This is a genomic window from Marinobacter salinus (genome assembly GCF_001854125.1).
GTDB classification, from domain to species: Bacteria; Pseudomonadota; Gammaproteobacteria; order Pseudomonadales; family Oleiphilaceae; genus Marinobacter; species Marinobacter salinus.
Genome location: NZ_CP017715.1, coordinates 1,584,927 through 1,598,908 on the forward strand (window position 1 = coordinate 1,584,927; position 13,982 = coordinate 1,598,908).

The window sequence follows — 13,982 nt, forward strand, 5'->3', positions numbered from 1 at the left end:
TGTCTTACCAATACCGGCAGAATGCTAATGAACACCCAGGGTCTCGAAATGCCATTTACCTCTTGAATGCATTCACAGGCAACAACGATCAAGGCACATTGTGTTTCCATCCCTCACAGCAAGCATTATCACATTTACGATCAGTGCCGTGGTCATCGTCACCGCGGGCAGTCGCCTGGCAAGAGTTGCGGATGAACTGGCGGACCGGACCGGCTTGGGCGAGGCATTGTTCGGGATTTTTTTGCTGGCAGGGGTAACTTCATTGCCCGACTTCGCGGCCACTCTGAGCGCAGCATTGGATTCCAGGCCGGACCTTGCCATGAGTAATATCATGGGAAGCATGGCCGCGAACCTGGTATTTCTCGGCATAGCGGATGTAATTTATCGCAGGGCGAATCTGGAGCACGCTGCCGCTTCCCCTACAAACCTGATGCTTGCGGCGTTGCTGATTGTGCTGTTGGCACTGCCATTGATTTCGATGGCAGGTCCGGCAATTTCCCTTTGGGGCCTGCACCCCGTTACCCCGGTGATCGTAGCAGCGTATTTATTCGGATTGCATCTGGTTCGCCGAACCGATAACAAACCCATGTGGTTCCCCCGCCTCACCCGCCAGACCGTTCCAGACAAACCCAAACATTACCTCAGCGGCGGCCTGGCCATGGCCTGGCTCAACTTCACCGCACTGGCCGTCGTAACCGGTATAGCCGGCTGGGTGGTGATGGAGAGTGCCAAGAGCATCAGTGACCAGACCGGGCTCTCCGAAACCCTGATCGGCGGCCTGTTCACGGCACTCGCCACCTCCTCGCCCGAACTGGTCACGACCATTGCAGCCATTCGTCGGGGTGCGCTTACGCTCGCAGTGAGTAATATCTTTGGCACCAATTGCTTTAATATGCTGGTGGTGGCCGCGGCTGATGTTGGCTACCCGGGTGGTTCCATCTACCATGACATCACACCAATACAGATGACCTGGGGCCTGGTCAGCATCCTGATGACAGCCATTCTGTTGATGGGGATGGTCAGGCGGGAGCTCTATGGCATTGGCCGGATCGGCTTTGAGAGCGCCCTGATATTGCTGATTTACACTGTAACGCTGTCTATTGTAGTCGCAAGTGGCTGAATGACTGGAAGGGCCGGAGGGGGTCACTATCAACCCCGGATCCATTACCTGATAAGGATGTTTCTGATGAAGACCATTGGCCTACTGGGTGGCATGAGCTGGGAATCCACTCAAACCTATTACCAGCTGATCAACCAGGGAGTAAATGCCAGGCTTGGCGGTCTTCATTCCGCAAAACTCATTCTATACAGCGTAGATTTCGCCGAGATCGAAACCCTTCAGCACCAGGGCGATTGGGGCAAAACCGCCGAGATACTCTGCGATGCTGCATTGTCTCTCCAGAGAGCAGGTGCCGAGCTTCTGCTCATCTGTACCAATACTATGCACAAGGTCGCGCCTGCCATTGAGAACGCTCTCGACATCCCTCTGCTACACATAGCGGATGCCACCGCCGGGGTGCTGAAACAGGACGGCATTACCAGAATCGGCCTGCTGGGGACGCGATTCACCATGGACCAGGATTTTTACCGCAAGCGCCTGGAACAGGCTGGCATTGAAGTGGTCACGCCAGATGAGTCCCAGAAGGCGGTTGTACACCGAGTCATCTACGAAGAGCTGTGCCGGGGGAAAGTTAACCCGGCCTCCAAGGAGGCCTACCTTGATATTGTGGCCTCCCTGGCGGGTCGGGGCGCGCAGGGAGTCATTCTCGGGTGCACGGAAATCGGCCTGTTGATCGGGCAAACGGATACATCCGTTGCTCTCTACGACACGACGAAAATCCATGCCGCCATTGCCGTGGATCGCACACTCGAAGGTCTGTGAACCCCCCATCGTAAATGGCGCAAAATGACGCCACCGAAAGCGTCTGGTCGCAATTAATCATGCGTTCTGCCCGAGTCTTAAACTGCCTCAGCCTCTTTGCTGGCCGCAAGCTCTCGAACCCGTTCGAAATCCTCTTCGGTAAAGACGCCATTCACGCCGGAAATCGCGGCCAGCTTCATACCGTGCTTGAGGCCGACTTTGTATATCTCCCGAACCTTTTCCCATTCAATATTGCGACCCAGGGTGAAGTTCTCAAACTTGCCTTCCAGCGCAAGCACAATCGTCTCCGCAAGACAGGCATAGGCAATACCTTTCGGCAAACCTATGTCTTTCATTATGACGTCGCCGGGGAGCTGGATCTCGCCTGATTCAATCACCAGCACATCCGGCCGTTTGGCCACATCCTCGGCAGAAATGTCCAGGGGACGGGCAACGTCGGTGATAACGCAACCGGGTTTTACCTTCATGATATCAAGAATGCGTTTTCCGGCACCGGAGGTGGCCGTCACAATCATGTCCATGTCGGCAACGTCCCGATCAGCAGAACCTGCCACGTGGACAATGGCGCCTTCGGTCTCCTGCTCGATACTCTCTTTCAGAGCCAACAGTTTCGCCGGCTCCGGCGCAGCCAGGTAGATCTCATCCACCGCCTTGGCCAGCAAGCGCGCACAGACCGAGCCAATCGCACCCGTTGCACCGACCACCATGGCCTTGCCGGCCATCTTGCCGCTCTCGCCAATATGGACACGGCCAATTTTCCGAACCGCGTCATGCGCAGCCCAGAGCGCTCCAGAGGCGCTGTAACTGTTGCCTGTGGTAATCGGCAGAGGTGCCCGTTTTGCAACGGTTATGCCAGCATCGCCAACCACTTTGGTAAAGGCCCCCAGCCCCATAATCTGGGCACCGAGCTTTTTCGCCAGTTTGGCGGCCGCCAGCAACCTGCTGTACGTGAACTCCGGGCCATGGGCCATGATTTCCCGTGGAGTTCCGCCGACGGTAATCAACCAACCTTCCACCTCATCTCCCGTGGGCGAGGTAATACCGGATACTTTTGAATAGAGAAATGGCGGCGTATACGCCACGGCCTTTTCCACGAGGTTCATAACCACAGGCGGCGACACATTAGCAATCCAGTCCAGGGGTGGCGTCTTGGTGAGGTACTGCTGAGACAGCGGGTGGATCACAAAGGCAAAGCGGTTTACGCGGCGATAGCCATTCGGGTACAGAATCCGGGGCTCCACACCAAGCTGTTCAATCACGTCCAGGTAATCATCAGGGCTAAGCTGTTCCGGTGTCCTTGAGAGCGCGGCGCTGATCATCGCTTCCATAACGTTGACACCAATGGGCCGACCCTCCAGCCAAGGACTGTAATCCACCACCATCGCGACCTTGCGCGAGCGCATCCAGTCGAGCGCAGCGTCTGTCACCCTGGAGGTGATGATGGTTTTGCCATCCAGCTCCTTCTGGCTGAACGCTTCCAGATCACCAACAGCTCCTACAATAACGTGCGAGTCCCGAACAGCGTGGTGCAAAGACCCTTTCACCAGCCCCTCGCCAAGGCGGTAAATCGGGTTTCGCAGAACAGTCTCCACCATCTTTACAGCCGTTGGCCGGAACATGATCGGGGCCGTCAGGGAAGTATAGCTTTCAAGCTGTTTCAGGGACGTAAGCATTCGTGGAACGCCAAAGTCCATGTAGGGGTCTGCGAAAAACAGGTTTTCGGTGTGCTCCGCCAGTGATCTGGCGATCCGGTAGCCGGCCTGTCCATTCATAAAAAGAACCCGCGCATTATCAAAGAAATGCCCGAGTTCAGATTGAGTATGGCGCACAGCCCATTCCTGAAGAATACCACGCAGCCCCGCCCCGGTGGTCACCGACTTGTCCGGAACACAGGCTTCAAGGCGTGCCGTTTCCGGATGTTCCAGCTGTTCCCGACCTACCTGATAGTGGTCGTGGATCATACTCAGACCGATGGCATCAGCCTGGTCCCGAACCGAGTCCAGGACCGACTCGGCATGGGAAAGATCACCGTCGGTGCCGATCCGGATAATCCGGAAGGGCTGGCCAAGAAATTCCGTTTCCAGGTCGTAGTCGTACTCTGAGGACCCCTGGCTGACACTGACCACCGTTTTCATAATTCAGTCCTTTGTATTCCTGTTGTTATATTTACTAGCGTAAAACATGAAGACCACCCTTGCCTTAGCCCAGATCAAATTCCCGTCGCCGGTTGACGGTCTACAATAAAAACAGTATCGCTCGGTATCACGAAACCGGACTATAGATAACAGGAGCCGACATGAGCATTCAGGACGAACTGACCACGACCATTCAGGATCTTGTCCAGCCTGGCAAAGGTATTCTGGCGGCGGACGAAAGCCATCCTACGATTGCCAAACGTTTCAAAGCAGTGGATGTTGAATCCACAGAAGAAAACCGCCGCGAATACAGAAGCCTGATTCTCTCTGCACCAGGGCTAGGAGACTTTATCAGTGGCGTTATTCTGTTCGAGGAAACCCTCGGCCAGAACAGCCTGGATGAGGTGCCGATTCCGAAGCTGCTGGAGAGCCAGGGTATTGTGCCCGGCATCAAGGTGGACAAAGGCAAAAAGCCGTTGATCAATGCACCGGGCGATGAGATTACCTTTGGCCTGGATGGTCTCGATGACCGACTGGAAATATACAAGAACGCAGGCGCCCGGTTTGCCAAATGGCGTGACGTGTTCCATATCTCGGACACCCTGCCCTCTCGCCAGGCCATTGAAGCCAACGCCGAAATGCTGGCTCGGTACGCAGCGGTTTGCCAGTCCATGGGTATCGTGCCGATTGTCGAGCCGGAGGTCCTTATCGACGGAAACCACTCCATGGAACGCTGTGCGCAAGTCAGTGAGGCCGTGCTGAGAGAAGTGTTCCTTGCTCTGTATCGTCATGGCATAGAGCTGGAAACCATGATCTTGAAACCGAGCATGGTCACCCCGGGCAAGGAGTGCCCGAAAGCCTCCCCAGAGGAAGTAGCCGAGGCAACCATTAAGGTTTTCAGGCGGTCGGTACCGGCAGCCGTGCCGGGCATCAATTTCCTGTCCGGTGGCCAGACACCGGAAGAAGCTACGCTGAACCTGAACGCGATTAACAGCGAAGGGGTCCAGCCTTGGGAGCTGAGCTTCTCCTACGGCCGCGCCTTGCAGGAACCGGCCCAGAAGGCGTGGGCAGGACACCTGGAAAACGGACCGGCCGCCCAGGAAGCGATGCTTAAACGGGCCAGGCTCAACAGCGCAGCCCGCTGGGGCACCTACACACCGGACATGGAGAGCTGATGTTCAATCACAGCCTGCGGAGCAGACGCCATCACCGTTGAACGCGAGGGTGCGTCCGCTCAGCGGGACATGCACAGGCACTTTGACCAGATCCCTGAACAGGGAGGTTTTCGTGCCCTGCTTCAATTCTCCGCCCGAGGTGGCCGGCTCGTTCGCATGTGACGCAATCACGGATTTCGGATCAATGAGATCATTGACCACGTACGCCGCCTCCTTGGGCCCGGTAGTGAAAGTATCACCGATGTTCATGACCACCAGTTCGGCCCCGTAATGATCATTAACGACCAGCTTCTGCTCGGCGGTTATGCCGGTATCGCCAGACAGATAGACCACCAGACCATTAGAGAACGTCAGCACGTAACCCGTCGGCGGCCCCACACTGGCACCAACGCCCGCGGCTTTCAGGTACTCCGCCAGCGGACCGGACAGAAATGAGGGAGAAACGCCGTTACTGTGTACTGCGGGCACAGTGGTAATGGCCACACCGCCGACGTCCCGATCGCCACCGAATCGCACCAGCATCGAATTGGCAGGATCACCGCCCGCAGCTATGAGTTTGGTCGCAAAGAACGCCGGCATCTCACTGCCAGTTACGATCTTGGCGCCTTTCTTTACCGCAATGTCCACGGTATTGGATTGTGGCAATGCCGACACGCCAGTGTCCGGAGAGGCGCAGGTACCCTGATTGGTCTCACTGATTCGCTGATCTCCAACGTGGTCTCCATGCATGTGAGACACCAGAATGACGTCTATCTTGCCCAGCCTCGGATCGTCCGGCCCGGCAACGGTTCGCCCGGCATCATAAAGAATACGTGTGCCATTCGGGTCTTCAAACACCAGAGCCCGGTCACGGCTGCAGAACTCGCCATCGTGACTGCCCAGTGGCGTGACCTTCACCACATGGTCATCAGCCAGTGCCGGCATGGCAGCACCGAGCATCAGACAGGCAACCGACGTTGCGCCAGCAAGGGTGCTTCGGAAAAATCGGTACATGTTCTTCCTCCTCTCATCCATTTTCTTATTGGTACCCTTACGTATACGAACAACAACGTTATTGGTACCAGTGTAGTCAGCAGAAAGGACTTGAGTCAGAACAGGCAGATCAGGCCGCGCGCGAGCCGGTGACTGGCACCGGTTTCTCAAGGCAGGCTAGCATGGGAGCCACCTGCCGGATCTTGCGGGCCTCGGGCCAGAGAGCGTCTGCCTCGGCGAAACCCAGGCGCAGAAAATTCAGCCACTGCTTGACGCGGCCGGTCACATACCGGTCTTCCAGCCAGCCCTGAAGAACCATGGCATACTCACGAACCAGCGCCACGGCTTCCAGCCAGGTCATGTCCGCTACGGTTTCACCCAGCTGGCTAGCTTTGATCTGCCGGGCAAGGTCTGGCCGGGCGATAAGGCCCCGGCCGATCATGACATCGTCGCAACCGGACACCTCACGGCATCGCCAATAGTCCGCGACGGTCCAGATCTCGCCGTTGGCGATAATATGGGTGCTGACCGCTTCCCGTGCCCGGGCGATTTCCTCCCAGTAAGCCGGTGGCTTGTAACCATCCACCTTGCTGCGGGCATGGATGACAATCTCCTCGGCACCGGCGGACTCAAGCGCTTGCGCACAGGCAACCCCCATGGACCGGTCGTCATACCCGAGGCGCATTTTGGCGGTTACCGGCACCTGCTTCGGCACTGCCTGGCGGACGGCGGCCATGATGTCATGCATCAGTTCCGGCTCCCGCATCAGTACACAGCCGCCTTTGTGCTTGTTCACGGTTTTCGCAGGACAACCGAAATTGATATCGACCTGGGTTGCACCCAGTTCGGCGGCTTTAACACCGTGTCGCGCCATCTGGTATGGGTCCGAGCCAAGCAGCTGCAGTGCCACGGGCGTGCCGACTTCGGTGAGCGACTGGTTGTGAAGTTCCGGGGCGTACTTGAAGAACACTCTCGGTGGCAGCATGCCGTGGGTCACGCGAACGAATTCCGTCACGCACCGGTCAATACCACCGACTTTGGTCAGTGTTTCACGGATAGGTGCATCAACCAGCCCTTCCATCGGGGCGAGAATAATTCGCATGGGTGCTCCAGCGGCAATCAAGATCTTCACGTTGAGACTGATCAAAAATCAGGCGGAGCGGGATTGTAAGGAATTTGGCGGGAAGTTGGTAGATCGGCACCCCGTTTCCGGGGCGCCGATTCAATTACTTTCAGGTTTTATTTAACGTCGAATCGATCAGCGTTCATGACCTTGGTCCATGCGGCAACAAAGTCCTTCACAAACTTCTCTTCGTTGTCATCCTGGGCATACAGCTCTGCGTAGGCTCGCAGGATGGAGTTGGAACCGAACACAAGATCAACACGGGTCGCAGTGAACTTGGTGTTGCCATTCTTGCGATCCACAATGTTGTAGGAGTTCTTGCCAGTTGGCTCCCAACGGTTCGACATATCGGTAAGGTTCACAAAGAAGTCGTTGGTCAGCTGGCCAACGCGGTCTGTGAACACACCGTGCTTGGTCCCACCGTAGTTGGTGCCCAACACCCTCATACCGCCGAGCAGAACAGTCATTTCCGGCGCAGTCAGGCCCATCAGTTGGGCGCGGTCCAGAAGCATCTCTTCCGGCTTGACCACATAATCCTTCTTCTGCCAGTTGCGGAACCCATCAGACAAGGGCTCCAGCGGCTCGAAGGATTCTGCGTCCGTCATCTCGTCAGTTGCGTCGCCACGGCCCTTAACAAAAGGCACATGAATTTCGTGTCCGGCAGCCTTCGCAGCCATCTCAATGCCCAGGTTACCGCCAATCACGATAACGTCAGCAACGCTGGCGCCAGTGTCGGCAGAGATCTTCTCGTAAACCTTCAGCACCTTGGCCAGGCGGTCGGGCTCATTGCCTTCCCAGCCTTTCTGGGGAGCCAGGCGGATACGGGCACCGTTGGCACCGCCACGCATGTCAGAACCACGGAAGGTCCGGGCGCTGTCCCAGGCGGTGGAGACCAGCTCGTTAAGGCTCAGGCCTGCTTCACCAATCTTCTCTTTAACCGCCTCTTCGATGTAGTTCGTCTCGCCCTGGGGAACCGGGTCCTGCCAGATCAGATCTTCGGCCGGTACGTCAGGGCCGATATAACGGGACTTGGGCCCCATGTCCCGGTGAGTCAGTTTGAACCAGGCACGGGCGAAGCAGTCCTTGAAGTAATCCGGGTCTGCCATGAACTTCTCGCAGATCGCGCGGTACTTCGGGTCCATCTTCATGGCCATATCCGCATCGGTCATGATCGGGTTATGGCGCTTGGACGGGTCGCTGGCATCAATCGGCTTGTGCTCTTCCTTGATATCAACAGGCTCCCACTGATTTGCACCCGCCGGGCTCTTCTTCAGTTCCCACTCGTAACCGAACAGCAGATCGAAGTAACCCATGTCGAACTGGGTCGGGTTGGTGGTCCAGGCACCTTCAATGCCGGACGTGATGGCATTGGCGGCTTTGCCCCCCATGTTCGGGTTATGCCAGCCAAAGCCCTGCTCATGAACGTCGGCGCCCTCGGGCTCCGGCCCAAGTGCTTCCGCATCGCCGTTACCATGGGTCTTGCCGACCGTGTGGCCACCAGCGGTCAGGGCCGCGGTTTCTTCGTCGTTCATCGCCATACGGGCAAACGTTACACGCACCTGTTCCGCGGTCTTGAGCGGATCCGACTGGCCGTTTACCCCCTCCGGGTTCACATAGATCAGACCCATCTGGACGGCAGCCAGCGGGTTCTCCATGGTGTCTGGCTTGTCGAGGTTTTCGTACCGGCTGTCAGACGGTGCCAGCCACTCTTTTTCCGCACCCCAGTAAATGTCTTTCTCCGGGTGCCAGATATCTTCACGACCGTAAGAGAAACCGAAGGTTTTGAAGCCCATGGATTCGTAGGCAATATTGCCGGCCAGGATAAACAGGTCACCCCAGCTCACCTTATTGCCATACTTTTTCTTGAGCGGCCACAGCAGACGGCGCGCCTTGTCCAGGTTGCCGTTGTCCGGCCAGGAGTTCAGTGGTGCGAAGCGTTGGTTGCCGGTTCCACCACCGCCCCGGCCATCGGCCAGGCGATAGGTGCCTGCGGCGTGCCACGCCATACGAATCATCAGTCCGCCATAATGCCCCCAGTCTGCAGGCCACCAGTCCTGGCTGTTGGTCATCAGCTCATGCATGTCCTTTTCAAGCGCTTCGTAGTCGAGCTTTTTGACCTCTTCCCGATAGTCAAAATCCTCACCCATTGGGTTCGTCTTGCTGTCATGCTGATGCAGGATGTCGAGGTTGAGATTTTCAGGCCACCAGGCCGTCACTTCCGCCTTTTCCTGTGTGTTCGAGCCGTGCATTACAGGGCACTTTCCACCCGGGCTATTGTTCTCGGTCATTGCTCTCTCCTTGTTCGGTTTGGCAAAACGACACTACTTTGATGTTGGCATCACTAACTATAGGCCAGAAAAAACACGCTGCTCTGAGTATTTCCAATGCCCCGCATAGCGAATACCTATAGAGTTTCCCGCAGTTTTCGGGGACTCCCCATGGGACAGTTTCAACCTTAACGCGAGGCCGAATGTTTAATACAATTAATTAAAAATACGATTAAGAAAGCTTTTATTTATGGAAGGTATGAGCGACTGGTTACAGCCGTTCAATAGAGGAGAACTTGCCCTGTTCGTCGAACAGTATCCGGAAACAGCCATGTACGCCGTTTTCAAGGAAAAACCGGGAGAGGATACGGGCCGGGAACCGGACAGAGCGTCCGTCCCGGGCCGAGGTGCGAACATCGGTCGCAACGCCCTGATAGAGCTTGATCCACTCTTCAGGGCTGATGCTGATATCCACAATGATCTGCTGCATTGAGTCTCAGTTCGCCAGTTCGAGCAACAGACGGTTCAGGCGGGACACATAGGCACCCGGATCGCTCAACTGCTCACCGCTCGCCAGAGTGGCCTGGTCCAGAAGAACGGCAGAGAGCTCACCAAAGCGCTCCTCGCCCTTCTCATTCTCAAGACGCTGAACCAGGGGATGGTCCACGTTGATTTCGAAGATTGGCTTGCTGTCCGGCACTTTCTGGCCTGCCGCTTCCATGATCTTCTTCATCTGGGCGCCCATATCGAAGTCGCCTACTACCAGGCACGCAGGGGAATCGGTCAGGCGGTTAGTCACACGGACGTCCTGAACGCGGTCTTCAAGAGCTTTCTTGATCCGCTCAACCAGGTCTTTGTGTTCCTCCGCGGCTTCTTCCTTGTGCTTCTTGTCCTCTTCCGTTTCAACTTCGCCAAGGTCCAGATCGCCACGAGCCACATCCTGGAACTGCTTGCCGTCATATTCGTTCAGGTATCCCATCATCCACTCATCAATACGGTCAGACAGGATCAGCACTTCAATGCCCTTTTTACGGAACACTTCCAGGTGCGGACTGCTCTTGGCTGCGGTGAAGTTGTCGGCCGTAATGTAGAAAATCTTCTGCTGGCCCTCTTTCATCCGCTCAATGTACTGGTCGAGGGACACATTCTGGATGCTCTCACCGGTATGGGTAGATGCAAAACGTAGCAGACCGGCTATCTTCTCCCGGTTGCTGAAGTCTTCCGCAGGTCCTTCTTTCAGAACGGTGCCAAACTCGCTCCAGAACGACTGATACTGTTCAGGCTCTTTCTTGGCCAGTTTGGATAGCATATCCAGAACCCGCTTGGTCATGGCTGTGCGGATGCTATCGACGGTACTGTCGTTCTGCAGTATTTCCCGGGAAACGTTCAGGGAAAGATCGTTCGAATCGATCACGCCTTTGGCGAAACGCAGGTACAACGGCAGGAACTGTTCCGCATCGTCCATGATAAACACGCGTTGAACATAGAGCTTCAGACCACGTGGAGCTTCACGGTTGTACAGATCGAACGGAGCCCGGGCCGGAATGTACAGCAGGCTGGTGTAATCCAGCTTGCCTTCCACTTTGTTGTGGGACCAGGTCAGCGGATCTTCAAAATCATGGGCGATGTGCTTGTAGAATTCTTTGTACTCCTCATCCTTGATCTCGGTACGGGGTAGCGTCCACAAAGCCGTTGCATCGTTGACGGTTTCGTCCTTGCCCTTCTCCTCTTCTTCCTCGGATTCCGATTTCATGACCACCGGGAAGGAAATATGATCGGAGTACTTCTTCACCAGATTACGCAGACGGAAGCCATCGGCAAATTCGCTGGCATCGCTTTTCAGGTGGATAACAATTTCAGTACCGCGGTTTTCACGGTTAACCTGCTCAATGGCAAATTCGCCGTCACCCTTGGACTCCCAATGCACACCCTCTTCGGCCGGTGCACCGGCGCGGCGGGTAAATACGTCGACCTTGTCGGCGACAATGAAGGCGGAATAGAAACCGACACCAAACTGACCAATCAGCTTGCTGTCCTTCTTCTCATCCCCCGACAGCTGCTGCAGAAACTCGGCAGTGCCGGAGCGGGCAATGGTACCCAGATTCTGGATAACGTCATCACGGGTCATGCCGATGCCGTTATCGGTCAGGGTAATGGTGTTCGCTTCTTTATCGTAATCGAGGCGAATCTTCAGTTCAGGATCAGATTCGTAGAGACTGTCGTCCTTGAGCGCGGCAAAGCGTAACTTGTCCTCAGCATCCGAGGCGTTCGAGATCAGCTCACGGAGGAAGATTTCCTTGTTGGAATACAGGGAGTGAATCATCAGGTGAAGCAGCTGCTTCACTTCGGTCTGAAAACCCAGCGTCTCTTTCTTTGACTCAACCGTCATGGCGTCTATATCTCCTGACATTAACTCACAGTTCGGAAAAGCAAGTGCGGAGGTTTTGCCGAAACCATGCGGAGCCAAGGATGGCAGAGCCGAGCATACATGGACGTATTCACAGCGTGTTTCGGCAAAATCTCTGTACTTGCTTCAGCACGGATTCTTTGTCTTGGTGCAGAAGTGGGGGCATGCCGGAGCATTTCAAGCCCCGGAACCGTGCGGAAATCAGTCTTCCAGGAGAAAATGAGCGCGGGCCGTTGCAATGGGCTGGGAGCGCGACTTCTGCCACGCTGAAATCATCACATTGGCCACCCGGTTTCCTTGCCGGGTGAGCTGGCACTCGGCATAGGTTTCCCGGTTCAGACCGGCGCGCAGGTAATCCAGGGAAAAATCCACGATGCGGGGCATGCGCATACTCTCCTGGGACATCATCAGGTAGAGCGCGGCTGACATTTCCATGAAACCACCAATCACCCCCCCATGGATCGCGGGCAAGATCGGGTTACCGAGATTTTGCTCTTTCTTCGGCAACCGAAAAATCAGATCATCCCCAAACTGATCGCATTCCAGACCAATAAACGCCGCATAGGGAATGCTCTGAAGCATTCGGGAGAAGTCACCGGTCTCCCGGGTGTAACGCAAAATCTCAGGTTCGGTCATTCAGCATCTCCCGAGATCAGGTCACGGTAGGCTCGCGGCAAGGCGTCTGGCCCGATACGCATGAAGGTGCCCACGCAATTGGCAATGGTCTCCCCTCCTTTATGGAAAGCTTCACAACGGGTAAAGATGATGTTCCGGGTAATTTTGTAAGTCTCCGCCCGGGCGTAAACCGGTTTGTGTGGCTCGGCAGGTCGCATGTAATCAACCCGCAAGTCCAGTGTCGGGCAAAGTTCAAACTCATCCAGTGCACACAGAATGACGGACCCCGATGTGGTATCCATCAAAGTGGTGATAGCCCCGCCGTGTATAACGCCGGTATCAGGGTTGCCGATAATGCGGCTGCTGTAGGGAAGGCATAACGTCAGGCTGCCCTTTGTGGCCTCAGCGACGGACAAGCCCAGCTCTTTGGCCTGATTAAGGGTTTCAATGAACCGGGTGACCCGGTTCATGCGGATTTCATCGTTCATTCAGGACAAACCTGTGGATCAAGATTTGGATTTTACGCCAGAATCCGGCTTTCCCGACAAAGGCTCTTCAAAGACTTTGCCGGCACGCAACGCCACCAGGGCGCTCGAACAGAATTCGCGGCGATACAGGACGACAACCACCAGCGTGGAAGCCGCAATAAACGCGATAGGGTGAATAAACCAGGCAACAACCGCCAGCGCGTAGTAATAGGAACGCAGGCCGAGGTTGAATGCGTCACCTGCCAGATTGCAGGTGGTGCCAGCGCTGCGAGCAAAAGCCTCCCGTCCTGCCGGGCTCGTTTTCGTATCATCAACAAGAGGCGCACTGCCAATCATCACGGAAACGAAGTTGTACATCCGCATGGACCAGGTGAACTTGAAGAAGGCATACACAAAGACAACCAGCAATACCACAAGCCGCAGTTCCCATATTTCCCGGCTCGGTACCGCACTGAAAGGCATGGTGGAGAATACTTCCATGGCTTCGGAAGTGTAACCAAGCGCAGTAATAATACCCGCAAGGATCAGTAGGCAGCTGGAGGCGAAAAACGCACCATTACGCTCCAGGTTACCAACCACGGAGGCATCCGAAATCCGGTTATCCCTGCGCAACATCACGCGCATCCAGTCCTCTCTGTACATATCCAGAGTGTTGGACAGGCAGGGGCGGTCGGCGGCCCTTCGTTTGGAGTATTCAGTGTAACCAAGCCAACAGACAAAAAACCACACGAGGGCTACGAATTCGAGGACATTACCCATTAAAAGCCTTTGGAAAGCGGTAAGATAGAGGCACAGCAGAAAACACCTTTTATAATACGCCAAGACGGCGCGGCTCTCCACTTTGCATTGTGCCTTCACAGGTATTTAAAGCCGCACGATGCCGTGCAATGATGCATCAGGAAATCGATTTACAGGAGT

The 13,982-nt window shown here is 55.7% G+C and carries 12 protein-coding genes; 3 read left to right on the forward strand and 9 right to left on the reverse strand.

What is annotated here, in order from left to right:
- Positions 1–100 precede the first annotated feature (100 nt).
- Positions 101–1,120: a sodium:calcium antiporter gene (locus BKP64_RS07235; RefSeq protein WP_083329176.1), complete on the forward strand. Its 1,020-nt coding sequence runs from the start codon at positions 101–103 to the stop codon at positions 1,118–1,120.
- 66 nt (positions 1,121–1,186) lie between these two features.
- A complete protein-coding gene (locus BKP64_RS07240; RefSeq protein WP_070967921.1) occupies positions 1,187–1,882 on the forward strand; it encodes an aspartate/glutamate racemase family protein in 696 nt (231 codons plus the stop codon).
- A gap of 77 nt (positions 1,883–1,959) precedes the next feature.
- Here the strand turns inward: BKP64_RS07240 and BKP64_RS07245 are convergent, their stop codons facing one another.
- Positions 1,960–4,017, reverse strand: coding sequence for a dehydrogenase (locus BKP64_RS07245; RefSeq protein ID WP_070967923.1), 2,058 nt, complete (start codon positions 4,015–4,017; stop codon positions 1,960–1,962).
- Positions 4,018–4,178: 161 nt separating this feature from the next.
- On the opposite strand from BKP64_RS07245, the gene BKP64_RS07250 reads away from it, so the two are divergent.
- Positions 4,179–5,192, forward strand: coding sequence for a class I fructose-bisphosphate aldolase (locus BKP64_RS07250; protein WP_070967926.1), 1,014 nt, complete (start codon positions 4,179–4,181; stop codon positions 5,190–5,192).
- A 3-nt stretch (positions 5,193–5,195) separates the two neighbouring features.
- On the opposite strand, the gene BKP64_RS07255 is transcribed toward BKP64_RS07250, so the two are convergent.
- The 8 genes from BKP64_RS07255 to BKP64_RS07290 all read right to left on the reverse strand — a co-directional run bounded on the left by BKP64_RS07255 (position 5,196) and on the right by BKP64_RS07290 (position 13,823).
- On the reverse strand, positions 5,196–6,185 hold the full coding sequence (locus BKP64_RS07255) for an MBL fold metallo-hydrolase (RefSeq protein ID WP_070967929.1): 990 nt from the start codon (positions 6,183–6,185) through the stop codon (positions 5,196–5,198).
- A gap of 109 nt (positions 6,186–6,294) precedes the next feature.
- Entirely contained in the window at positions 6,295–7,266 is a 972-nt protein-coding gene (locus tag BKP64_RS07260; RefSeq protein WP_070967932.1) for a tRNA dihydrouridine synthase, read from the reverse strand.
- A 137-nt stretch (positions 7,267–7,403) separates the two neighbouring features.
- Positions 7,404–9,575 carry a catalase/peroxidase HPI gene (gene katG, locus BKP64_RS07265; RefSeq protein WP_070967935.1) on the reverse strand — a complete coding sequence of 724 codons (2,172 nt, stop codon included), beginning with the start codon at positions 9,573–9,575 and terminating at the stop codon, positions 7,404–7,406.
- 250 nt (positions 9,576–9,825) lie between these two features.
- Positions 9,826–10,044 carry a DUF2835 domain-containing protein gene (locus BKP64_RS07270; protein WP_070967938.1) on the reverse strand — a complete coding sequence of 73 codons (219 nt, stop codon included), beginning with the start codon at positions 10,042–10,044 and terminating at the stop codon, positions 9,826–9,828.
- 6 nt (positions 10,045–10,050) lie between these two features.
- Positions 10,051–11,943 (reverse strand): molecular chaperone HtpG, encoded by a 1,893-nt coding sequence (gene htpG / locus BKP64_RS07275; RefSeq protein ID WP_070967941.1) that lies wholly within the window; start codon positions 11,941–11,943, stop codon positions 10,051–10,053.
- Positions 11,944–12,162: 219 nt separating this feature from the next.
- The gene (locus tag BKP64_RS07280) at positions 12,163–12,597 is read right to left on the reverse strand and encodes a PaaI family thioesterase (protein WP_070967943.1); all 435 of its coding nucleotides are present in this window, start codon (positions 12,595–12,597) and stop codon (positions 12,163–12,165) included.
- Positions 12,594–13,064 carry a PaaI family thioesterase gene (locus BKP64_RS07285; RefSeq protein ID WP_070967945.1) on the reverse strand — a complete coding sequence of 157 codons (471 nt, stop codon included), beginning with the start codon at positions 13,062–13,064 and terminating at the stop codon, positions 12,594–12,596. Before BKP64_RS07285 ends, BKP64_RS07280 begins: the two co-directional genes overlap by 4 nt.
- A gap of 18 nt (positions 13,065–13,082) precedes the next feature.
- Positions 13,083–13,823, reverse strand: a complete 741-nt coding sequence (locus BKP64_RS07290) for a DUF599 domain-containing protein (protein WP_070967948.1) — start codon at positions 13,821–13,823, stop codon at positions 13,083–13,085.
- Positions 13,824–13,982: the final 159 nt, after the last annotated feature.